Here is a 22,809-nt window from a genome sequence, read left to right as displayed (position 1 = left end):
TGGGGTCAGGTAGCATCCGGTGAGATTGAATAGCTAAACACCTATCGCAGCGCAGGAATATTTTCCCGAAGGAGTACATGGAGATCAAATGGGATCCTACGCGATTCGCAATATGGGATCCTGTTAAGTTACTTTGTCAGGTAAAAAGTATAGGTAAAGACTAATAAGGCAACTAAAGTGATGATATACATTAATTTATATTGCTCGTAGGCAGTGACGCGGAAAGATCCAATTTTAACACGGTGTCTGCTATTTCTCATGATTAGTTCAGGTCGAGGTCAATTTTCTGTTCACTAATATAGCTTTTTAATGTCGTATTACCAAAAGCATGTAGTGTGTTCTGAAAATCTTCCCGGTAGTCGAACTGAAAATCCTCATGTAGCTTGTTGTATTTGCCAATGGCATGCTTGATCCGCCCCGTGATATATTTATGGAGTTTGTGTGCGGCGGACTGATAGGAGGAGCCAAAAAGGCGCTCATAGTCACTTATGGCGCGGCTAAGAATGTAAAACCGGAATTCGGCCTCGCTAGTCTTATCTTTAGTGACTTTTTCATGTTCATTGACCAGCCCGCTGGCCTGCTTGACCAGTTTGCTGAGCGCCACAAAATGGCTATGCTGTGGTGTATTGCCGATCTGTCTAGCGCCGAGATCAAACAACTGTTGCAACTGTTCCCGCAGCTTGACGATGCGCTCTTCCAGGTCATATTCGTCTTCCAGCAACTGAAAATGTAGCTGTTTGATTAGCATTTTATCTTTGCTGATCAGGCGCACGAGCAATTTGTCCTTCTCTTTTTGCGGAAGTGCCAGTACCGCTTTCTTTAACTCCGGATCTTGATGTAGGGACATGTGATAAAAAATGTGAAATTAACCATTGAGGGCATAAAGATATGCAAGTTAGGGAGGTTAAACCTCCCATTGATAATTAATATAATATTCTAAACTTGATGGTATTTTCAATCTGTTTCAGCTGTTTCAGCAAATCCTTGTCATACTCACCCTGTATATCAGTAACGGCATAACCGATATCTCCTTTTGTCATGAGGAACTGTGCGACGATATTGATATTATTTTGTGCGTACACTTTGTTGATCTGTGCCATTATCCCCGGTACGTTTTTATGAATATGCAGCAGCCGCGTCACCTGCTTTACTTTGGGGAGGATTAAGTTCGGAAAGTTGCGGCTCAGATAAGTATCGCCATTATTGATAAATTCGGCCATCCGACGTGGAATAAATTCCGAATTTTTCTTTTTCCCCTTTTTGTCGTCAAATACAACAATTCCCTTTGCATTACAGATATCTTTATTGATATGACCTTTAATATCGCCCAGATAGCCAATAGTCTTCAGCTTATCTGCTTGCTGTAGCTGTTCATCCGTAATGTCAATATGATCACCCAGCAAAAGCATGCCGACATCCTTCACATATTTTTCTTCAAAGGTATCTTTGGTACGGATGGAAAAGCCATCTCTTTTTAATATATGGGCAGCGATCTCGGGTACATCACCAACAATTAGACAAAGAATGCGGTTCTTTGGATACGAAATAGCACGGGGAAGGTCATTTACATACAAAAACTCGTCGAAACTGGGGGTGATAAAATCGGCTTTCTCCGTTACACTCTTTCGTTGGATATTTTCAGTAAATGCAAAGAATTTTTCAATCAGTCCCGATTCCTTCAGCTGAAAATCCGAATAGCCATCACCGATACCAAAAAGGCGCCCCTGGATATTGAGCTGTTTCAGAAGCTGCACTTTACCCCCCTCATTGGATAGTGGATTTTCTTCGTCAAATCCGATGATATTGCCTTCCTCATCAAACTTAAATGTGTTGGCATAGATATTCTCCTTCTTGATATGATAGGGCGTCACCACAGGTGTGATAAACTCCTTAAAGCCTCCCGAAACGATCCAGGCAGTATCCGAATGTTTTTTGAAGAATTCGCGATTGCGCGAAAAAGAAGTCGAAACCTTTTTCTTGAGGTGAGAGACGAGCTTATCCAGATGAGTTCTGTTGGCATTCAGAAGTTTCACACGACCGGCCAGTGCTTCCCGGAAAGAAAGTTTCCCTTCCATAGCCAGATTGGTATATCTTTCAATCTCGCTATAAATGGATTCACGGTCCGGATGGTTTTCAAGTGAAATTCTAGCGAGTTCATCAAGCGCTTCCACTTGTGTAAACGTACTATCAAAATCAATGATGTAATAGTTTTTCATCAGAATAATTTGTTTTGGTGATGACGCTATCAGGAGCTTGGATCCATCGTTGCGGATGGACAGCTGCTCATGATCGGTCCAGGGTTTGGTTGTTACTCTATTATCGTTTTACTGTTTGTTATACAAATTTGCAATTTCTTTTAATGTCTGTTCCAGAGGCCGATACCGATGGTTCAACAACGATTGGATTTTCGCATTGGAATACTGCAGCTGAGCACTTGACGCCGCAGCAGTTTCTTTGGTTAGCGAAGAATCCGATTTCCTGAAGACGGACAGCACAGATGACAAAGCCGAAGCAATCTGAAGCATCGTCTCCGAAACTTCTATCCGCGGTTGAGGCTTGTTCATAAGCACACTGGCGACGCTAAGTAAGTCCTTATTGGCAATATTGACATGGTTGATAATATACCGCTCGGCCGTGATTTCCTCTTTTTCCATTAACTGGATCATGATGGCCGCCACATCTTCGACATCGACTATACCCACGCTTCCTTTCGGATAAAATTTCAGTCCTTTATTGATCATGGAAAATATGGCCCCCGATCCTTTGTCTTTGGCTGCAGCTCCAAGAATGACGGAGGGATTCACAATAACGCCATCCAGGCCCTCCGTAATGCCCCGCCAGACTTCCATTTCTGCCTGATACTTAGAAAGCGAATAATTTGATGTTGTCGGACTATGCTCCCAATGGTCGTTTTCAGAAATGGGGCGGTTATACTTGCTGCTGCCGAGAGCTGCAATAGAACTGACATGAAGCAACCGGATGCCTTTTTGCAGACAGAGATTCACCAGATTGGCGGTTCCCTCTACATTGACCTTAAAAAGAGCTTTAGCGTCTTTTTTCTGATAGGAGACCAACGCAGCGCAATGGTATACTTTGGTTACACCTTCCAGAGCATCTTCCAGCTCAAAGTAATTGTTGATATCTGCATCCACCCATTGGATCAAGGAAGACGATAGCAGCGCCTCCGGAATAGTCGATTGAGCTCTTTTGATGGCAATGACGTCGATTCCGCGGTCTATCAGTTGTTTAATTAAGGTAGACCCTAAAAAACCAGTTCCTCCAGTTATTAATATCACCTGATAAAGATACTGTTAAAAATAATGTTTTCAAAAGTTAGTTAATAAATGGATATTTGTGTCAGGTGTTCCTGAAAAAATAAGAAGTTAACAAACCAGTGCTTATGTCATCATTGTCCGTATTCTTTAGTCCGATTTCGATTGCCCATATTTCTCCCGAACATGGTTTTTTGAATTCCCAGCTTGGAAATGTCATTCAGGCTTATGAGGAGACTTTTCCTGTATGGGAGGAAAATGAACCGCCTCACCTGGCTATCGTTGGTGTCGAGGAAGACCGGGCATCTGTGAATAACAATGGGGCGCACAGGGCTCCGGATGCGGTAAGAAAGCACCTTTACAACCTCTATCAGGGGGATTACAAGTTGAATATTGTCGATCTGGGCAATATCAAAGCAGGCAATACCATTCAGGATACTTATGTCGCGCTGAAATCCGTGGTCGAGGAATTGGTGAAGGCCAATATTCTGCCCATTATCATTGGCGGAGGTCAGGATCTGACCTATGCACAGTATCTCGGTTATCAAAATCTCGAGCGTAAGATCGAGTTGGCTATTATAGATGCCCGTTTTGATCTCAATCAGGAACAAGTCGAAAATGTAGCACTGAATTCACGGTCCTATGTGAACCACATTATCCTGCATCAGCCGGATTATTTATTCAACCTCAATGCGATTGCTTATCAGACCTATCTGGTCAGTAAGGAATCGATCAGTATGTATGATAAGCTGTTTTTTAATGCGACCAGGGTTGGCCTTATTGCGGGCAAAATGGATCAGTCGGAACCGTTGATCCGCGCCGCAGATATGATCAGCTTTGACATTGGCGCTATCCGTGCTTCCGAAGCTCCCGGAAATGCCAATGCGATTCCCAATGGCCTGTATGGCGATGAGGCCTGCCAGCTTGCTCGTTATGCAGGGATGTCGGATAAGTGTACCTCGATCGGTTTTTATGAACTGAATCCCACATTTGATCCGATGGAACAGACGGCCATGCTGGTGTCACAAATGATCTGGTGTTTCATTGATGGTTATTACAACCGCAAACACGACACACCACTATATCCCAAGTCCTCGTATATTATCTACCGCACGACGCTCGAAAACGAGGAGCACGAGCTGGTGTTTGTGAAAAGCAAAAAATCTGACCGCTGGTGGATGCAGGTGCCATATTTTGGTTCTAAGTCGGTGAACGAACGTTACTATCTCGTGCCGTGCCGCTACGAAGACTACCAGTTGGCAGTCTCGGGAGAGATGCCTGATCTGTGGTGGAAGACCCATCAGAAGTTGCAATAAGCAACGGCTTACTTGTTCATTTTAAATTCAAATCAATGGAAATATTTTTCTTCGCCGGAATAGTACTCTTACTGGTCATTTTAATCATATTGGTACTGAGAAGAAATAATGCCATCCCCATGGATGGCGGGCAACAGAAAGAGCTGGAGACACTCCGAATCGAATTGGCGCGTTCACAGCAACGTGAACAAAGTCTCCTGGAAGAACGTGTGCTGCTGAGAAATGAGCTCGACAAAGAACGGGAAAGTCTCCTGGTGGCGGAGCGCTCCTTGGAGAGTACGCGTTCTTTCTATGAGGCACAGCTGAACAAGTTTCAGGAACAGAAGGCTGAAATCGCAGAGATTAAAAGACAATTTAACACCGAGTTTCAGGTGATTGCCAATAAAATACTGGAAGAGAAAACCCAAAAGTTTACAGAGACCAACCACCGTTCACTTGGACTTATCCTCGATCCTTTAAAGGAGAAGATTAAGTTATTTGAAGAGAAGGTTGAAAAAAATTATAATCAGGAAGCGGCCGAACGAAATTCATTGAAAGGTGTTGTGCTGCAACTCGTGGAGCAGAGTCTCAAGATCAAAGATGAAGCCAATAGCCTGACAAAAGCGTTAAAGGGAGACAGCAAAAAGCAGGGCAACTGGGGCGAAGTGATCCTGGAACGGGTGTTGGAGCGTTCGGGGCTCGTTAAGGACCGCGAATTCCGCCTACAAGTTTCTTTGATGGATGCTGAAGGCCGGAGGATGCAGCCTGACGCGATTATCGATCTCCCGGAAAATAAACATCTGATTGTGGACTCTAAAGTGTCTTTGATCGCTTACGAGCGCTGGGTAAACGCCGACACGGACGAAGACCGTGCCATATTTGCCAAACAGCATGTGCAGTCTGTCGAAAATCATGTTAAAGAACTTTCTGCCAAAAATTACCATGAGCTATATGGCATCGAATCACCGGAATTCGTGTTGTTGTTCATGCCCATCGAATCGGCTTTGAGTATGTCGGTCGCCGAAAAACCGGATCTGTTTAGCGATGCATGGGACCGGAAGGTCGTGATTGTGAGTCCCTCTACCTTGCTGGCCACATTACGTACCATTGCGAGTATCTGGAAACAAGAACGTCAAACACGCAATGTGATCGAAATCGCAAAAGAAGCAGGAAGTCTATATGACAAGTTTGTCAGTTTTCTGGCCGATATGGAACAGGTACAAAACCAGCTGGAACGTGCCCTGAAAAGCCATGAGGACGCCACCAAAAAACTGTCCACCGGCGCGGGAAATGTCATTGGCAAAGTGGAAAAACTCAAGCGATTGGGCGCCAAGGCCAGTAAACAGATAGATGCCAAATTTTTAGAGGAGGAGTGAAAGATCACAGCTCTTTCATCCGCCGGTTGATCGATACATCCACATAGGTATCTTTCAGTCGGTCCACAGCGTCTTTCTCCACGCTGAGTTTGGTATCCGACTCGTAATCATGTAGCTGTCTGAGGTTTTGGATCTCGTTGTCATAAGGGTCCCGTCCAGCCAGCAGTTTTACGATGACCGGCAGGCATTCCAAAAACACAAACAGTAAGGCGATAAAAAAGACAGCATTTGCATTGGACTCGTTCACTTTTCCGTTAGCGTCATATTTTAGATTGCCCAGGGCAGCATTGCGGTCGGCAAAGCCGGCAACATTGACTGCGCTGTCAAGCGATGTATTGGACAGCACTTTTTGGTCAAGGATACCCTCGAATTGCTGCTTCTGCCGAATGGTACTCTGCTGAGCCATTATTTTATTCCGCAAGGTATCCAGGTAGGCCTCTTTTTTCTTCAGTTCGTCGGCCTTCATTTTGGCGTAAGGTCCATATCCCATTACGCCGGATGTTTCTGTGGTTTTATTTCCAAATATCTCGTAGTTCAGCTTGGTACGGTCAGTTTTGATACTGGATTCCAGAGAATCCCGTTCAACCATCGTCGCTTTTAGCTGGCTGACCTCGTTAGCGTATTTTTTATTGAATGTGCTGTTCAGCGTATCTATTTTGGCCCGTTGATCCGCGAGGTAACGTACCCGGAGGTTTTCACGGATTTCTTTGTCGAAAATCTTGAGCTCCAGCGGCCGGGAGATCACCAGACCGATCAAGATCGCCAATAGGATACGCGGCAGTGCCTGTAAAAGCTGCATCCAGCCACTTTTGGATTTATTGATGCTTAAGACGATGTAGCGGTCCATATTGAATATCGCCAAACCCCAGATCACGCCAAATACAATAGCCAGTAGCCAGTCCAATGTCCCCCCGCTGAATACAAAATACATAGCGTATCCGCCTGAAAGGCTGGCAAATAAGCCGGTAAAAAAGATCGTTGCACCGATGGCTGTGTATTTGCTATGCTCTTCAGGATACTTTTCAAGTGTTTCTTGATGCACCCCCGCACATCGCCAAAAGAAACGGTTAATAGCGCTCATTAAAATATTTTTACTCAAATTGACAGATATTTTTTACAAGATTTATGAATAAGTTTTTGTTTTACAATAGGATGACGATTGTACGCATACCATCAACTGTCCTTCCTCTGCTAGTGTATTTGCCTAATTTTATTATCTTTGGAAAAAAATCAGGAATAATCAGACAATATGAAGAAAAGACAACTTTTGCCATTTTTAATGATAGTGGCAACTGCAATTGTTGGTTGTGAGGAGAAAAAGATAATGACAGATAATCCTCTTTTATTAGCCTATGACACGCCGTTTAATGTTCCACCCTTTGACAAGATCAAAAACGAGCATTTTAGGCCCGCCTTTGAAGAGGCTATAAAAGTACATAATTTGGAGATAGACTCGATCGTCAATAATTCGGAAAAACCGAATTTTCAAAATACCATTGTGGCATTGGAAAATGCAGGAAGCCTATTGAACAATGTATCTACTGTATTTTACAATTTGAACAGTGCTAACACAAACGATAGTATTCAGGCTATAGCAAAAGATCTGGCTCCGATACTTTCGAGCCATTCCGACGAAATCTCGATGAATGCGAAGTTGTTCGATAAGATCAAAGAAATTTGGAATAACCGCAATAGCCTCGGTCTGGATGCCGAAGATACTAAGCTTCTGGAAGAGACGTACAAGAGTTTTGTACGTTCTGGTGCCAATCTAAAAGAAGCGGATAAAGAAAAAATGAAAAAGATCAATGCCGAACTTTCGACATTGACAACGCAATTTGGTCAGAATTTATTGGCTGAAACCAATGCCTATGAGCTTGTAGTCGACTCTGCAAGCCAGTTGGAGGGCCTGCCAGAATCGTTAAAAACAGCAGCAGCTGAGGAAGCGACCGCAAAAGGTAAAAAAGACAAATGGGTCTTTACATTGCAGAATCCGTCGATCATGCCGTTCTTGCAGTACGCTAAAAATCGCGATTTGAGAAAACAGATCTGGGATGCTTACCAGATGCGTGGCAATCATGACAATACCAGTGATAACAAGGAAATCATCCAGAAGATTGTGAACCTGCGTCTTCAGAAAGCCAAGTTGCTTGGCTATGCATCACATGCCAACTATGTTCTGGAAGAATCAATGGCCAAGACACCGGAAAATGTGTATGCGCTTCTAAATAAGCTCTGGGCGCCAGCATTGGCAAAAGCAAAAGGTGAGGAAGCAGATATTGCCAAGGAGATCAAGGCCGAAGGCGGAGACTTTGCTGTAGCACCTTACGACTGGAGATACTACACGGAGATTATTCGTAAAAAACGTTTTGCACTTGATGAAGATGAGATCAAACCTTACCTGAGCCTGCCGGCGGTCCGTGAAGGAGCCTTTGCTGTGGCGAACAAACTGTATGGATTGACGTTTGTCGCACTCAACAATGTGCCTACTTATCACGAAGAAGTGGAAGTGTATGAGGTTAAGGACAAGGATGGTTCACATCTGGGGCTGCTGTATGCAGATTTTTTTCCACGTGAGTCTAAGCGTGGTGGTGCATGGATGACATCATACCGTGATCAGTCCACTAAAGACGGCAAACGGGTAGCTCCGGTTATTTCCATCGTGTGTAACTTTACGAAACCTGTAGGAAAAAATCCGGCTTTATTGACCTTTGATGAGGCAACGACCTTATTCCATGAATTTGGACATGCCTTGCATGGCCTGCTCTCCAATGTCAGATACCGCTCTATGGCGGGAACGTCGGTTCCACGTGACTTTGTGGAACTGCCTTCTCAGATCATGGAAAACTGGGCAGCGGATCCCGAAGTGCTAAAGACTTACGCCAAACATTACAAAACCAAAGAGGCAATGCCGGACTCGTTGATCCAAAAAATGGAAAAAGCCGGAACTTTTGATCAGGGATTTGCAACAGTGGAATATCTCGCAGCTTCATTGTTGGATATGAACTACCATGCCACTACCAAGGAAATCTCTAAAGATATCAACGGTTTTGAAAAAGGAGCAATGAAAAAGATAGGGCTGATAGAAGCGATTATTCCCCGCTATAGAAGTACCTATTTCCAACACATTTTTAACAGTGGATATTCAGCTGGCTATTATGCGTATATCTGGTCCGAAGTACTGGACTCGGATGCTTTCGCGGCTTTCAAAGAAAAATCCTTATACGACCAGCCGACCGCCGACTCCTTCAGAAAGAATATTCTTCAAAAAGGGGGCACAGACGATCCGGCTAAAATGTATCGAACATTTAGAGGCGCCGATCCGGATCCAAAATATTTATTGAAAAAGCGCGGGCTCAATTAATCGGATACCGCGTAAAAAGGGAGATATGAAAATATCTCCCTTTTTTTTATATAAATACTTGCAATTCTAAAAACAATGCTTACATTTGAATATTATTTATAATGAGTCTAAATAAATACTGATAAAGCATGTGTGATACAAAAGTTCTGAGCCAACGCGGCGATACCCATATCAGTGTCTGCCATAAGTGCAAGACATATTATATCTGGCAGCAAAGTTTTGTGCTGACATTTACACCGGGTAAGTTTGCCGACTTTCTGAACATCATAAAAAGTAATGGCGATGAACTTTTTTTTAGTTCGTTTCCAGACGGCGAATTTCGGTTGATCATGAAAACACCTTATCCGGATATTGTATTTTCGTTTAACGAAGAGCAATGGCAGAATTTTAGGGATGCCTTGCAGGAGTCTTATTACATGAACGAATTTTATAGTATGTTGAATAATTAAGATAAAAAGTCCTGTTGCTTCGCTTGTGTTTCATCTCTCTTTCCTTATGCGTTGCCAACAGGCACAAACAAAACCCTCAGCCAAAAGCGTAGCATTGCTTATGGGCTGAGGGTTCTTCCTTTATCCTGTTGATGTATTATTCGCCTATCGCATAGTATTTAAAACCGAGTGCTTCAAGCTGACTGCGGTCCAGAAGTTTACGGCCATCAAACACAAAAGCAGGTTTCTTCATTTGTTCTTTTATAGCTTGCCAGTCATAAGCTTTAAATTCGTCCCATTCGGTTAACACGGCGATGGCATGGGCATCGTCACAAGCCTCATAAGGGCTACTAACGACCTTTACCAAGGCTCTGTTTTCTTCGGATGAACGGGTATTCAGATAATCCAGGTCCGCATAGATCCGTTCGGCTGATACTTTGGGGTCATATACCGTTATCTCCGCCTGTTCGTTGAGTAGGTAGTCGGCCACATAGATCGCCGCTGATTCACGCGTATCGTTGGTGTCTTTTTTAAATGCCCAGCCTAAGAAAGCGATTTTCTTTCCGGATACTGTATTGTACAGCGTTTGTATGATGTTGTCGGCAAAGCGGCGTTTCTGATAATCATTCATGATGATCACCTGGTCCCAGTACTCCGCGACTTCCGTGAGACCGTAGCTACGGGCAATATAAACGAGATTGAGAATATCTTTCTGGAAGCAGGAGCCGCCGAAGCCGACCGAGGCTTTGAGAAATTTGGGGCCGATGCGGGTGTCCATGCCGATGGCTCTGGCCACTTCATCCACATTCGCACCTGTTTTTTCACAAAGAGCGGAGATCGAATTGATCGACGAAACACGTTGGGCCAAAAATGCATTGGCTGTTAATTTGGAAAGCTCAGAGGACCATAGGTTGGTGGTTAGGATTTTGCTCCGGTCTACCCATTGTGCATAGATATCCACCAGTGCGGCAATAGCATCTTCGTTTTCGCCGCCGATAAGTACGCGGTCCGGGTTGATCAGATCCTGTATCGCTGTTCCTTCAGCCAGGAATTCCGGATTAGAAAGAATATGAAAGTTGACACCATTGCCGGTGTTGTCCAGAATACTCTTTAAAGCAGCTGCTGTGCGTACGGGCAATGTGGACTTTTCAACAACGATCTTATCATTTTTGGCGACTGCGGCAATCTGCCGCGCGCACAGCTCAATATATTTTAAATCTGCTGCCATGCCTTTGCCCTTACCGTAATTTTTGGTTGGTGTATTGACAGAAATGAAGATCATGTCAGCTTCATCAATAGCTTTGTTGATATCGGTGGAAAAAAACAGATTTCGATCGCGGGCTTCAGCAACGATTTCCTTCAATCCAGGCTCATAAACAGGTAGGTTGTCCAGATCTTTATCGTTCCAGGCCTCGATGCGGGCTGCATTCATATCAACAATGGTAATCTCAATATGAGGACACTGACTGGCTACAACAGACATGGTGGGGCCTCCTACATAACCAGCACCGATGCAGCATATTTTCTTGATCGTTTTGCTCATTTTGACTAACTTAATCAGCTATAAATTGAACAGCAAATTTAAATATTTCGCGTGATAGTTTTTTGTCGGTCCCACTTATTATTTACGCTCTCCTTTTAGAAAATACACGCAATACCTACGATCTGCTAAAAAATGTATCATATTTATGCTAATTTTACATTAAAAAAGGAACGGTTTGATTAAGCAAGAAGTTATTGATAAGGTACTGGAAACAGTACGGATAGAAGAAGTGGTGGGTGACTTCGTTGATTTAAAGAAACGGGGCACTTCCCTGATCGGAAATTGTCCCTTTCATAATGAGAAAACACCTTCATTTCATGTCTCTGTTTCCAAAGGTATCTATAAGTGCTTTGGTTGCGGCGCAGGTGGAGATTCGCTCAAGTTTGTTATGGAACTGGAGAAGTTCTCCTATCCTGAAGCTATTCGCTATTTAGCGGATAAATATGCGATCCAGATTGAAGAAGTGGAGCGCTCTCCGGCACAACTTGCCGCACAGGATAAAAGGGAAAGCCTTTACGTGCTCAGCGCCTGGGCCGGTAAGTTTTTTGTGGAGCGCCTGTGGAAGACTGAGATGGGACAGGTCATTGGACTCAACTACTTCAAAGAGCGCGGATACCGTGAGGATATCATCAAAAAATTCGAACTCGGTTACTCGCCAGAAGAATGGACTGCCCTGGTGGACAGTGCGCAGGCAGCCGGATTTCATCCGGATTATCTGGTAGCAAGTGGTCTGGCGATCGAACGGGATGATAAGTCGCTCTACGATCGTTTCAGGGGACGCGTCATGTTCCCGATTCATAATCTGACGGGGCGTATTATCGGCTTTGGTGGCCGTACGTTAAAAACCGATAAAAAGGTCGCCAAATATGTCAACTCGCCCGAGAGCGACATCTACCATAAGTCGGATGTGCTCTATGGTCTCAACTTCGCCAAAAAGGCCATCATGGACGAAGACAATTGCTATCTTGTCGAAGGGTACGCCGACGTCCTGTCGGTGCATCAGGCAGGAGTCGAAAATGTGGTGTCTTCGTCGGGTACCTCTCTTACAACAGGCCAGATTAAACTGATCTCCCGCTTCACAAAAAATGTCACCATCCTTTACGATGGTGACGAAGCCGGCATTAAAGCGTCTTTGCGGGGTACAGACATGCTCCTGGAAGAAGGGTTAAATGTGAAAGTCCTGCTCTTCCCTGATGGAAACGACCCCGATTCTTACATTCAGAAATTTGGTGCTGCAGCTTTTAAGGATTATGTCAAATCCCGGCAGCAGGACTTTATTTTTTATAAAACCAGCATCTTGTTGCGCGATGCGAGCAACGATCCCATAAAACGAGCAGAGGTGATACGTGATGTTGTCGAAAGTATTGCTCTGATACCCGATGAAATCAAGGTTTCGGTCTTTATTCGGGAATGCAGCAGCCTGCTGGACATCGAGGAGCGTATTTTGCTTGCCGAACTCAACAAGATAAGGCTCAATAGAGCAAAGAAAGCGGATAAAGAAGCATTCCGAAAAACACAGGGGCCACCTGCAGGTGCCGGAATGCCTCCACCTGGTATGGATGGTCCACCACCAGATTTCTTCATGACCGATGAGGAACGAGCAGGAATACCTGCCATGGAATCTGAGAATCAACCCACCCAGCTGACCTCCGAAGTTTTGCAGGAACGTGAGATCGTCCGCATTCTGATCAATTACGGGGATTATCTGGCAACTTGGGAGGGGGACGGTGATATCCCTGTCGCTGGTGTGCTATTGGGCAACATCAATGATATTGAATTTAAAGACAAGGCGGCTGCATATATCTTAAAGGCTTATCGTGATGCCGCCGAAAATTATGAAATTCCGGACCCCAAGCAGTTTTATTCCAATGCTGACGCTGCGGTATCTGAACTCGCGATCAACTGTGTTGCCAGCAAATATTCACTAAGTGAAAACTGGAACGACGACAAACGCAAGATTTACGTCAGCCAGGAGTATGAGCATCTGAAGCAGCTTGTCGTTACCGCGATCTATCGTATCAAAAAGCGGAAGATAGAAGCAGAGATGCACAATATCCGTGAAGAGATGAAACATGAAAAGGATGTTGGCAATCTCGAAGTGTTGCTCTTTAAATATCAAAAACTCAAAGAAGCGGAGAAGCTTCTGGGTGGCTTTCTGGGAAATACCATTGTGAAATAAGGGTATGTATGGCAAGGCATCTTGAAATAGGGTCATTGGGCGAACAGCTTGCTACAGACTATCTGGTCGGGATAGGCTGTAAAATAGTGTTAAGAAATTGGCGCTTTAAGAATTTAGAGGTAGATTTGATTGTCATGGATGGGGATACCCTGGTGTTTGTGGAAGTGAAGACAAGATCCGGAACAGACTTTGGGCAGCCATACGAATTTGTGGACCTGCGCAAGCAGCGGCGGCTGATCCGCGCAGCACAGGCGTACATACTGAAACACGCCTATGTAGGAGAGCTCAGGTTTGATGTTGTTGCAATAACAAATAGTGAAAATCCGGACATTACCTATATAAAAGATGCATTTTGGGACAGCTGAAGGAGGCTGTGGAGTGAATAAATAAAAAGAAAAATAATAATTAGATGAAAAAAATCACCTATTTCATTGCGATTACAGCACTTGCTTTTACTTCTTGTAAGTCCAAAAAAACAGCTTTGGAGTTTGCGGCTCCGGGGCCGAATCAGGCAGTGCTAAAAGGAAGTCCTGTGCAACTGAAATTGAAATTCGAATCGGTAACAATGGATTCTGTTGCCTATTTCGTGGACGACAGGCATGTAGGATCTTCTACCGATACGGCAGCAATAACTGTCGACACGAAAGATATGGCCTATGGTCCGCGTAATATTTCTGCCCTGGTCTACAGCGGTGGTCAGTCTGATTCGGTGTCGAGTACATTTTTTATTGTTCCTGCTGCGGCCAAAAATTATGGATTTGAGGTTGTTAATAAATACCCGCATGACACAACTGCTTTCACCCAGGGGCTGCAGTTTGCAGATGGGGTGCTGTATGAATCCAATGGACGCTATGGCGAATCCAACCTCCGCAAAGTGGACCTGAAAACAGGAAAGGTACTGAAGGAGATCAAATTCGATGAGAAGACCTTTGCCGAGGGCATGACGTTGGTAGGCAATAAACTTTTTATGCTGACCTGGCAGCAGGGGGAAGGATACGTGTTTGATAAAAATACATTTGCAAAAGAAAGTTCTTTTAAATACGAAAATAGTAAAGAGGGCTGGGGAATTACCTACGATGGAAAGCGCCTGATTAAATCCGACGGATCCAACAAATTGTATTTCCTTGATGCTACCACCGGTAAGGAACTCCATGCCATTGCTGTCTATGATGAAAACGGGCCGGTGGACGAACTGAACGAATTAGAATATATTGATGGAAAAGTATATGCCAATGTGTATCAGAAGGATATTATCGTCATTATTGACCCTGAGACCGGAGCCGTAGAAGGACGGATAAACTTAGTAGGTATTTACGAACATACTTCCGCTTATGATAACGAGCTCAATGGTATTGCTTATGATCAGGCCAACAAACGTCTTTTTGTAACGGGTAAACTGTGGAATACTTTATTTGAGATTAAGGCCATCGAACAGTAGCTGATCTTAGTATTGATTTAATAAGCTAAAGGGAATGTCAGGAGAGGGACATTCCCTTTTTTGTGTGTTTTATCGATTCGTTGTTGCATTAAAGGTGTTATCAATTTGATACGCCGGTTATTGGCTACCGCTGGGCTATAAATCCTGTTCACACCTTGGTTGCAAGCGCTACAAGATGGAGCTTTTTTGCTAGGTCTTTCCAGCAGGGAATGATTGTCCCCCATGGAGAGGTGGTGATTTTGCACTTAGGGGCTGGCGGAGATATCCTTTGCCCAGTTTATATATCGCGATAAAAAGAAGGGATCAGGACAACAAAAAAGGGATGAGCATACGCTGCTCATCCCTTTTTTGTTATGATTGGGTCCGATTAATAAATCGGAGTAAAGCTCCAGTTGTCATCAAAACGGGTAGAACCATTTAGACCGGTGGTCACATAACCTGTTGCTCCGATGGCATAACCTACTGCGTCATATCTGGCAGTTCCGCCAAAGTTGGTATTGTCTGTTGTCCAATAATCACCACCGACATTGTACTTCGCAACCGTGTTGATAGCTATACTGCCTTTCTGGCCGCCGACAAGGAAACCGTTGCCGTTGAGAGCAAAAGCTACCGCTCCTGAACGTGTTAAGTCGTAATTATATGTTCCGTCGTTTCTAGATATATCTGCCAACTGCGTCCATTTGCTTCCGTCAAATTTGTAGAAGTCTTTTGGATTACTGCTGTTGGAAACCCCACCACCGATATAAGCAACATTGTTGATCATAAACACAAAGGCTCCTTTGCGTTTAGCTGTGAATGGTGCGTCGTTGATGGCTTCCCATTTATTTGCACTCGGGTCGTATTTGAAAAATTGGTTGGTAAACGTAACACCATTATTAACGGTTGTTTCACCTGTTCCTACATACGCTTTACCATCAATACTGAAAGCAATTGCACTTGCCAATGGAATCGGCAAATCGGCAATTCTGGTCCATTGTTTACCTCTTTCTGCTGCCGGATCAAATTTATAGAAGTCTTGTAGGTAGTTTGAACCATCGTTACCGCCACCAACATAACCAAAGTCGCCGATAGTAAATGCAATAGCATTACGACGGCCACTCCGTGCGTGGTTATCTGTCAATGTATCTTTTTCGCTCCAGCTGTTGGAAGCAGGGTCATACGCATAAGTGGTCTTTAAATGGATAGGTTTGCTACCTGCATTATTGGATTGACCGGTGGTTACGTAAGCTATGTTCTTGATCACAAAACTTGCTGCTGCAGAGGTTTGTGGACCTTTATAAGCTGCTTTTTGAAACCACTCTGTCGATTTCTCATCTTCAGTATCATCACTTTTCTTACAAGAAGAGAATGTTGTAACTGTAACTACAAAAGCAGACAATACGAGTAGCCAATTTTTCTTGTTCATAAATTATTGAAATTTAGTATATAGGATGTTTAATTTAATTCTTGGATCATTGCCATCTTTTGCCAATATCAACCTATTTCCTGTATTAAATAACGCCGCAGGTATGATGCTATTAGCCGAAATCTGCGAGGCTATAGGCGGTAAAGATAGATATAATGAAGTATTTTTATATGCTGTTGTCTTAATTTTATTTAAATAATCAATCAGATTGAACGTGTATCTTCCATTGTCTGATCCGCTTGTTGACGATAATCTGGCCATTTGCAGTACCCGGGGATCGTCGAGGGAGGCGAGTCCGCTGATCGGAGTCCCCTCGCTGTTCGCAATCAGCAGGGTCAGGAATTCTGGTTGTTCAAATATTGTCTCATTGCTGTTTTCTGCTTCGATCGACAGCTCAACCTTATTAATTGCAATGGAAGGATCATTCACCAATTGTAATAACGTCGGGAATTCTATTTTCGCTACAACTCCCGTGGAGCCTTCCAAAAAGGTATATCCTGCTGTCTGTTCTACCGAAATCTCCGGATTAGATACATTCATCGCCGCAAATTTCGTATTAGAACGATCTGCTTCTATACTATTGTACTGGTAAGCTTTGTTGTCAATCGTAAACTGCTGTTTGCCGGCAGCTTTGACTCCTTCATTGTTTTCAAAGGAGTAATGGACCTGCAGGTATACAGTGTCTTTGAAACCGATCAACGTCGTATTGTTTTTATCCGGTACAAGCGCCAACCCTTTGAAGTATTCCTGAAAATCTGTATTATTCTGGATTCGGTTATCACCGTTTTTGATCAAGCGAAAGAGTTCGGTGCTGATGGTATTGTTAAATCTAAAAAACAAGGAGTCTATTGACTTCACTCTTGGATTGAAGGAGAGTGCTGCCAATGGAGTAGTTTCATATGCAAATTTCTTCTGTGAGAAGATACTGGCCGTGCTGACATAAAATGGGCGTTCACTTGCGGGCTGTGTGGAATTGATCGGGGTCAATGTGATGTCTTCCGTAACACGGTGGACCGCTATCTTTTGCATTTTTGTGGTATCTCCATAATAATATTTATTGGGAGAAAGTACCAATGTAATCGAATCCAATATGGCATCATCGGGAATGCTTTCTCCGTTGACTGTGCCTATACCTAGTCGAAAATAAGAGGTTGAACTTACACTTCCGGTAATGGCATTACTATTTTTCCCTACCAATATTGTCCCCGTTGCTGAAGTTGGAATATCGTCAAGCTGAAAAGTAGAAACTTTGACGGAAACCGTATCAATGGGAACCACCCCAATTGATTCGCCCCGTGAATTATCTAAAGAGAGTGAAATATCCTTATTACAACCAACAAATGCTGCTAGCGTAAGAAGTGGGAGTAAAAATTGTATACTACGTCTCTTAAAGTGTTTGATCATATTAATTTTTGAATAGTGCAAAAGTAATCAATGCTTACTGTTAATCAGTGTTATATTTTGTTAAATATGGTTAATTACCACAGCGATTGCAAATCTAGTAATTTAAATTTGTTTTCGTTATGGGTAGAAGATTTAAATTGCTGATCACTTTGATCGTTCTGATAGGTGCAGGAATCAGTGTTGTGCTGGGAATCTGGCTATATGGGAGCTATACCAACCGCCGTGATCTCTTCTTATCGACTGCCGAACGTTCGCTCTTTAATGTGGTACAGGAAGTGTATCAGGCCGAAAACGGCGATCAGCAATTGGACGGCCCCGCTGCGGACCGTGACCGGCTGCTGGACGACATCAGACGAGAACTGGCGCCGCTGCTTGCAGAGCCGGAGCTGGATCAAGCGCTACAGCGGGTGCGTGAGCAGCAGCCATGGCGTCATACCCATACGCAGCGAGGGGCGGACAGAAAGGTAAAGATCTATCCTAAGGATCGTGATAATCCGACGATCATACCCCCTTTTTTGTTTCGCGATTTTGACATGAATAAGACCATTTTGAACCTGATCGATAAAAAGTTTGGCGAATCATTAAACAATAAAGGTATCGACGTGCCTTACGAGTTGGATGTGGTGAGTATCCCGCGTGACCAGGTCAAGGATGTGCGACGGAAATACCGCGAGCAAAATCTTGCATGGACAAGGCCCATGATGGTGAATCCGGCGAAGGGTGAATTCCTAGTGGTCAAATTTCAGGAAGACTGGAAATATCTCCTGTATAGCCTCAGCTGGCAACTGTTGATTTCACTGCTTCTGATCGGTCTGTTGCTAGGTACTTTCTTCTATCTGATGAAGACTATCTTTCAGCAAAATAAAATGGCGGAACTGCGTAAAAACTTTGTCGATAACATGACCCATGAGCTCAAAACCCCGGTATCTACCGTGATGGCTGCTGTTGAGGCGATTCAGCTTTATGGCGTGCAAGATGATAAAGAGAAGATGAAGCGCTATCTGGATATTTCAAAAAAAGAACTAGAACATCTTTCCACCATGATCGAAAAAGTGCTCCAGATGGATATTGACGCTTCCAGGGGAATTGTATTACAGCGCGTGGATTTTAACCTCGTGGCGACGATCCAAAGCGCCATAGAAGTCGCACAGCTCAACAAAACGAAGGTTGTCACTATAGAGCTTATTGCAGACAGTATGGAGATCATCGTCAATGGCGATGAATCGCACCTCCGAAATGTGATCAATAATTTACTGGAAAACGCCATAAAATACGCAGGTCAGAAAGTGACGATAAAAGTTGAACTAAAAACTCTGAAAGAAAATGTGCAAATTCGTATTACAGATAACGGTAAAGGGATTGCTCCCGAATACCAGCAGCAGATTTTTGACATGTTCTTCAGGGTACCCTCCGGCAACCTGCACGATGTCAAAGGTTTTGGGCTCGGGCTAGCCTATGTCAAACAGGTGGTCAAGCGACATGATGGCAAAATCACTGTGGAAAGCGAACTGGGCAGAGGCAGTACGTTTGCTGTACGCTTGCCTTATTAGCGCCTCGGAGAATACATTGAAATAATTTGAATTGACTCAAGGTAGTATGATTGATATTTTATACGTTGAAGACGAGCCCAGTCTGGCCATGATTGTTGCCGACAGTCTGGAAGCGAATGGTTTCAGGGTCGAGCACTGCAATAACGGGTATGAGGCTTTAGCTGCCTTTAGCCGAGCCAAACCGGATATAATGGTGGTAGATGTCATGATGCCGCTGATGGACGGGTTTACCTTGGCGTCAAAAATACGGGAGATGGATACCTTGATTCCCATTATTTTTCTGACAGCCAAGGTACAGACAGAAGATGTGGTGAGGGGCTTCCGTCTCGGTGGTGACGACTATGTCAAAAAACCTTTTAAGATAGAAGAACTAGTGGTGCGGATCGAGTCCCTGCTCAAAAATAGTCCCAAGATGTTGTTTGGACAGAAACTGATGATAGGCGATTATACGTTGGATAGTCTGAAACATCAGTTGATTTACCGGGGTGAGGTGCTAAAACTGTCTTTCCGCGAAAGCGAACTTTTGCGGAAACTCTATGAGCAGAAAGACAAGGTGATCCCCAGAGAGGATATCATGCGGGCCTATTGGAGTCACGATAAGTACTTTACCGGGCGCAGTTTAGATGTATTCATTAGCCGTATCCGAAAGTACCTAAGCCAGGACAGCCGCATCAAAATTACAAACGTCAGGGGAGTAGGATATATGCTTACCGTGGACTGAGACGTCTCCCGCTTTTTCCACCGCCTTTTGCACCACCCATACCGCGGATATGGTAGGTGAAACTCAGTATTGCATAACGGGTAATTGCATTGGATTGTGATGCGCGTACCCATAGATCGTTGACCTGCTGATTGATATTTTTGTTGTCGTTAAGAATATCGAACACCGTGAGATTCACCTCCGCATTCCGTCGTCTGAACAACTTTTTACCCAAAGAAACGTTCCACAGTAAGCTGGTCGTGCTCGGCGAATTCAGCATACTGCCATTGTAGAGATAGTTGAATGTCGAATTTAATGTCCAGGTTTCCAGCAGAGTCAGCGCAACAGAATTACTAATGGTGTGCTTGTAGACCGCATAATTCGACTGTGCCGTGGCAGAATTTTTCGAAAAAGATAAGTTGCCATTGTAATCCAGACCAATAATGACATCCTTGCTGAATGCGCTGTTGATACCTATACGCTGATTGATACCATAGGTCTTTGCATCGACCTCTGCAAAATTTAGCAAGGTGTAGTTCTGGTTGAAATACATGTTGTTGTTGAGGTTCAGGTTGAGTTTGAGCGGTTCAATCCGGTAGCCGAGACTATTGTGCCATCTGAGGTTGTACACGCCGTCAACGTTTTCGGGCCTCGTATATTGACCTCCCGGACCCAGTACAACATCATCCGTAATGGTATAGGCCGTATCTGTGGTAAAAATAGTATTGGCAATCTTATTCTGGATAAAATCTGCTGTAAAATCCGAGGTGAAACTTCTCCCTGAAGCCTTGTTGACGGACCTGAACTGCAGGACTAGGTTATGGTCATACTCCTGCTTTAAATCTGGATTTCCCGAACTGATCCGCAAAGGGTTCTGATTGTCGATAAAGTCCTGAAGCTGCTCAATCCCCGGTGTATTCGTTTTCGTATGGTACCGGAATTCGATACGCGTTTCTTTGTTGAAATTATACTGAAAATTTAAATTCGGAAGCAGACTGTTAAAATGGCTTTTCGTTTTCAGTGCATTGGGAAACAGCTTGTCGTTAACCTGTGCCGCAGTCTGATAGTCCAGCCCGACCTGGAAACGTATGCTGTCTTTTTTATTAAAAAGATAAGATGCACCTGCGCTGTGATAGATGAAATCATTGCGGAACTCATTGGATAGTCTGTTTTTCAGTTCGCCCAATTGCCCGGTCTCGGCCAGAAATTCATAAGTTTTGCGGTCCGAATAACGGCTGGTATTCCTAAACGTATAATTCGCCTGGAGGCGGGAATATTTATCCAGCATTTCGGTATACGCGACTTTCGAACGGAAACCGTTGTTGTCAGCGTGGCTGTAACTCCGGTTGTCCACGGTATCAATCCGGCTGAAGTCCCCGTTTCGGTAATACGTGTTTAAGGCATAATTTGCCGCCTCGGCCTTGTTGGTGCTGAGCGAGCCATTGATGTTAAAGCTGACCGTGCGGCCCGGCTTATTCAATCGGCGCATATACGTGAGGTCACCGCCCCAGCTGAAGTTTTCGCCAAAGCTTGCGTTATTTCTGTTGGAGCGATTGAGCATTTCGGTTAAGTTCAATAAGGTGCTGCTGTGAGAACTACCATTTCTATTGTTGCTCTGATAGGAAAAGCTGGGCTGTATATCCAATTTTTGAATAGAGTCTATTTTCCAGTTGGCGCGTATAGAGAGTGCGTGATTATTGCTATATGTGTTTCCGGCCTGCTGCTGATTGCTGATCTGGTTTGCCCTATTGCCGGCAGTATATTCTGTTTTGTTCTCGCTGACCGTATTATTGTCTGAATAATTGTAGGTATAATTGGCGTTGAAATCCATGCGATCCCGTAAAAATCGGTCAAGATAATTGAACCCAGCATTGAAGCGCGTGGTGATGCCCTGCCCCGTACGGCCCCGTGTATTGCCCCGCGGCGCAAAACCGTTGGGCTGATTGACATTGTTGCTGTTGATGTCGATTGAATAATGGCGCTTCGGATTCATTTTTGTCACCTGGGTATTTACTGCGTATTTATGATCGGGGCCGGCACCACCGGAGATTTTCCCAAAATATGATTTCCGTTTCTCGGGCTTGGTGACGATATTGATGACCTTCATCCTTTTGCCGTCATCAAAGCCGCTAAATTTGGCCTGTTCTGTCTTATCGTCAATCAGCTGTACTTTAGCGATGACGTCTGCGGGCAAATTTTTAAGGGCAACTTTTGGGTCTGTGCTGAAGAATTCACGTCCATCAATGATGATCTTGTTTACCGCCTCGCCCTGTGCCTTCACATTTCCATCTTCGTCGATTTCTACGCCCGGAATCTGCTTAACCAGTTCGTCGGCATCCGCAAAATCCTGTGTTACATATTTTTTGGCATCAAATTCAAGTGTGTCACCACGTACCTGAACACTGCTGGGCGAAATGCTGATTTCGTCCAATATGATTTCCGAGTTGTTGAGCTTGAACGTTAGGTCAACAGTCTTGTCCAGTAACCGGACTTTCCGGATATCGGCCGCATAGCCCATGGGCTGCACCGAAACCAGATACTCACCGCTGGGAAGCGATCGGCTGACAAATTTGCCCAATATATCCGTTGGTGTCTGAGTCCGGCTTGAATCTTTTAGTGCGATAATTGTCACGCTGGCGCCAGAAATCGGTTTCGAATTGCTGTGGTCCACAAGCTTTCCGGAAATATATTGCTGACCAAAGGCTTGAGCTCCCCACAACAGAAAACTGAATGATAGTACAAGAAAGGTCCAGGGATTGATTTTCATTGGTTAGGAATCGCTGCTTAGTTTAATGACCTGATGACAGTTATAATTTTGTACTTTTCAAATTTAGGCGACTATGGAATACAAATTACTA

Annotated in this window: 18 protein-coding genes; 9 read left to right on the top strand and 9 right to left on the bottom strand. The window is 44.1% G+C overall.

The annotated features are described in order from the left end of the window. Positions 1–128: 128 nt before the first annotated feature. The 4 genes from K7A41_RS14745 to K7A41_RS14730 all read right to left on the bottom strand — a co-directional run bounded on the left by K7A41_RS14745 (position 129) and on the right by K7A41_RS14730 (position 3,296). Positions 129–260 (bottom strand): hypothetical protein, encoded by a 132-nt coding sequence (locus K7A41_RS14745; protein WP_262709452.1) that lies wholly within the window; start codon positions 258–260, stop codon positions 129–131. A 2-nt stretch (positions 261–262) separates the two neighbouring features. Continuing rightward, the gene (locus K7A41_RS14740) at positions 263–847 is read right to left on the bottom strand and encodes a hypothetical protein (protein WP_265714290.1); all 585 of its coding nucleotides are present in this window, start codon (positions 845–847) and stop codon (positions 263–265) included. 76 nt (positions 848–923) lie between these two features. Further along, positions 924–2,216 carry an HAD-IB family phosphatase gene (locus tag K7A41_RS14735; RefSeq protein ID WP_265714289.1) on the bottom strand — a complete coding sequence of 431 codons (1,293 nt, stop codon included), beginning with the start codon at positions 2,214–2,216 and terminating at the stop codon, positions 924–926. Positions 2,217–2,324: 108 nt separating this feature from the next. Then, positions 2,325–3,296: an NAD-dependent epimerase/dehydratase family protein gene (locus K7A41_RS14730; RefSeq protein ID WP_265714288.1), complete on the bottom strand. Its 972-nt coding sequence runs from the start codon at positions 3,294–3,296 to the stop codon at positions 2,325–2,327. 104 nt (positions 3,297–3,400) lie between these two features. On the opposite strand from K7A41_RS14730, the gene K7A41_RS14725 reads away from it, so the two are divergent. After that, positions 3,401–4,588: a formimidoylglutamase gene (locus K7A41_RS14725; RefSeq protein ID WP_037534278.1), complete on the top strand. Its 1,188-nt coding sequence runs from the start codon at positions 3,401–3,403 to the stop codon at positions 4,586–4,588. Positions 4,589–4,623: 35 nt separating this feature from the next. Beyond that, entirely contained in the window at positions 4,624–5,943 is a 1,320-nt protein-coding gene (gene rmuC, locus K7A41_RS14720; RefSeq protein ID WP_028071744.1) for a DNA recombination protein RmuC, read from the top strand. A 4-nt stretch (positions 5,944–5,947) separates the two neighbouring features. Here rmuC and K7A41_RS14715 read toward each other — a convergent pair whose 3' ends face one another. Continuing rightward, positions 5,948–7,024: a DUF4407 domain-containing protein gene (locus tag K7A41_RS14715; protein ID WP_028071745.1), complete on the bottom strand. Its 1,077-nt coding sequence runs from the start codon at positions 7,022–7,024 to the stop codon at positions 5,948–5,950. A 168-nt stretch (positions 7,025–7,192) separates the two neighbouring features. Here K7A41_RS14715 and K7A41_RS14710 point away from each other — a divergent pair, with 168 nt between their 5' ends. Both K7A41_RS14710 and K7A41_RS14705 read left to right on the top strand, forming a co-directional pair. Continuing rightward, positions 7,193–9,304 carry a M3 family metallopeptidase gene (locus K7A41_RS14710; protein ID WP_265714287.1) on the top strand — a complete coding sequence of 704 codons (2,112 nt, stop codon included), beginning with the start codon at positions 7,193–7,195 and terminating at the stop codon, positions 9,302–9,304. A 128-nt stretch (positions 9,305–9,432) separates the two neighbouring features. Next, entirely contained in the window at positions 9,433–9,753 is a 321-nt protein-coding gene (locus tag K7A41_RS14705) for a hypothetical protein (protein WP_265714286.1), read from the top strand. A 136-nt stretch (positions 9,754–9,889) separates the two neighbouring features. On the opposite strand, the gene K7A41_RS14700 is transcribed toward K7A41_RS14705, so the two are convergent. After that, a complete protein-coding gene (locus K7A41_RS14700; protein ID WP_265714285.1) occupies positions 9,890–11,275 on the bottom strand; it encodes a nucleotide sugar dehydrogenase in 1,386 nt (461 codons plus the stop codon). Between the two features lie 175 nt (positions 11,276–11,450). On the opposite strand from K7A41_RS14700, the gene dnaG reads away from it, so the two are divergent. From dnaG to K7A41_RS14685, 3 genes are read left to right on the top strand one after another with little or no spacing between them, the layout of a single operon-like run. Continuing rightward, on the top strand, positions 11,451–13,454 hold the full coding sequence (gene dnaG, locus K7A41_RS14695) for a DNA primase (RefSeq protein WP_265714284.1): 2,004 nt from the start codon (positions 11,451–11,453) through the stop codon (positions 13,452–13,454). Positions 13,455–13,462: 8 nt separating this feature from the next. After that, entirely contained in the window at positions 13,463–13,819 is a 357-nt protein-coding gene (locus tag K7A41_RS14690) for a YraN family protein (RefSeq protein WP_265714283.1), read from the top strand. A 44-nt stretch (positions 13,820–13,863) separates the two neighbouring features. After that, complete coding sequence (locus K7A41_RS14685) at positions 13,864–14,892, top strand: glutaminyl-peptide cyclotransferase (RefSeq protein WP_028071751.1); 1,029 nt, start codon at positions 13,864–13,866, stop codon at positions 14,890–14,892. A gap of 367 nt (positions 14,893–15,259) precedes the next feature. On the opposite strand, the gene K7A41_RS14680 is transcribed toward K7A41_RS14685, so the two are convergent. Both K7A41_RS14680 and K7A41_RS14675 read right to left on the bottom strand, forming a co-directional pair. Further along, on the bottom strand, positions 15,260–16,297 hold the full coding sequence (locus K7A41_RS14680) for a Kelch repeat-containing protein (protein WP_265714282.1): 1,038 nt from the start codon (positions 16,295–16,297) through the stop codon (positions 15,260–15,262). Between the two features lie 3 nt (positions 16,298–16,300). Further along, a complete protein-coding gene (locus K7A41_RS14675) occupies positions 16,301–17,701 on the bottom strand; it encodes a DUF4270 family protein (RefSeq protein ID WP_265714281.1) in 1,401 nt (466 codons plus the stop codon). Positions 17,702–17,820: 119 nt separating this feature from the next. On the opposite strand from K7A41_RS14675, the gene K7A41_RS14670 reads away from it, so the two are divergent. Next, positions 17,821–19,251 carry a sensor histidine kinase gene (locus tag K7A41_RS14670; protein WP_265714280.1) on the top strand — a complete coding sequence of 477 codons (1,431 nt, stop codon included), beginning with the start codon at positions 17,821–17,823 and terminating at the stop codon, positions 19,249–19,251. A 46-nt stretch (positions 19,252–19,297) separates the two neighbouring features. Then, a complete protein-coding gene (locus K7A41_RS14665; RefSeq protein WP_028071755.1) occupies positions 19,298–19,972 on the top strand; it encodes a response regulator transcription factor in 675 nt (224 codons plus the stop codon). On the opposite strand, the gene K7A41_RS14660 is transcribed toward K7A41_RS14665, so the two are convergent. Further along, complete coding sequence (locus K7A41_RS14660) at positions 19,959–22,718, bottom strand: TonB-dependent receptor (protein ID WP_265714279.1); 2,760 nt, start codon at positions 22,716–22,718, stop codon at positions 19,959–19,961. The two genes, K7A41_RS14665 and K7A41_RS14660, sit on opposite strands and share 14 nt — an antisense overlap. Positions 22,719–22,809: the final 91 nt, after the last annotated feature.

The sequence above is a fragment of the Sphingobacterium sp. InxBP1 genome, from assembly GCF_026191775.1.
GTDB classification, from domain to species: Bacteria; Bacteroidota; Bacteroidia; order Sphingobacteriales; family Sphingobacteriaceae; genus Sphingobacterium; species Sphingobacterium thalpophilum.
This window is presented reverse-complemented; position numbering and strand designations above follow the sequence as displayed.

What these genes read in the sequence shown, in the direction of transcription:
- K7A41_RS14745 (WP_262709452.1), bottom strand. Translation starts at nt 260, where the DNA reads ATGAGAAATAGCAGACACCGTGTTAAAATTGGATCTTTCCGCGTCACT.
- K7A41_RS14740 (WP_265714290.1), bottom strand. Translation starts at nt 847, where the DNA reads ATGTCCCTACATCAAGATCCGGAGTTAAAGAAAGCGGTACTGGCACTT.
- K7A41_RS14735 (WP_265714289.1), bottom strand. Translation starts at nt 2,216, where the DNA reads ATGAAAAACTATTACATCATTGATTTTGATAGTACGTTTACACAAGTG.
- K7A41_RS14725 (WP_037534278.1), top strand. Translation starts at nt 3,401, where the DNA reads ATGTCATCATTGTCCGTATTCTTTAGTCCGATTTCGATTGCCCATATT.
- rmuC (WP_028071744.1), top strand. Translation starts at nt 4,624, where the DNA reads ATGGAAATATTTTTCTTCGCCGGAATAGTACTCTTACTGGTCATTTTA.
- K7A41_RS14715 (WP_028071745.1), bottom strand. Translation starts at nt 7,024, where the DNA reads ATGAGCGCTATTAACCGTTTCTTTTGGCGATGTGCGGGGGTGCATCAA.
- K7A41_RS14710 (WP_265714287.1), top strand. Translation starts at nt 7,193, where the DNA reads ATGAAGAAAAGACAACTTTTGCCATTTTTAATGATAGTGGCAACTGCA.
- K7A41_RS14705 (WP_265714286.1), top strand. Translation starts at nt 9,433, where the DNA reads ATGTGTGATACAAAAGTTCTGAGCCAACGCGGCGATACCCATATCAGT.
- K7A41_RS14700 (WP_265714285.1), bottom strand. Translation starts at nt 11,275, where the DNA reads ATGAGCAAAACGATCAAGAAAATATGCTGCATCGGTGCTGGTTATGTA.
- K7A41_RS14690 (WP_265714283.1), top strand. Translation starts at nt 13,463, where the DNA reads ATGGCAAGGCATCTTGAAATAGGGTCATTGGGCGAACAGCTTGCTACA.
- K7A41_RS14685 (WP_028071751.1), top strand. Translation starts at nt 13,864, where the DNA reads ATGAAAAAAATCACCTATTTCATTGCGATTACAGCACTTGCTTTTACT.
- K7A41_RS14680 (WP_265714282.1), bottom strand. Translation starts at nt 16,297, where the DNA reads ATGAACAAGAAAAATTGGCTACTCGTATTGTCTGCTTTTGTAGTTACA.
- K7A41_RS14675 (WP_265714281.1), bottom strand. Translation starts at nt 17,701, where the DNA reads ATGATCAAACACTTTAAGAGACGTAGTATACAATTTTTACTCCCACTT.
- K7A41_RS14670 (WP_265714280.1), top strand. Translation starts at nt 17,821, where the DNA reads ATGGGTAGAAGATTTAAATTGCTGATCACTTTGATCGTTCTGATAGGT.
- K7A41_RS14665 (WP_028071755.1), top strand. Translation starts at nt 19,298, where the DNA reads ATGATTGATATTTTATACGTTGAAGACGAGCCCAGTCTGGCCATGATT.
- K7A41_RS14660 (WP_265714279.1), bottom strand. Translation starts at nt 22,718, where the DNA reads ATGAAAATCAATCCCTGGACCTTTCTTGTACTATCATTCAGTTTTCTG.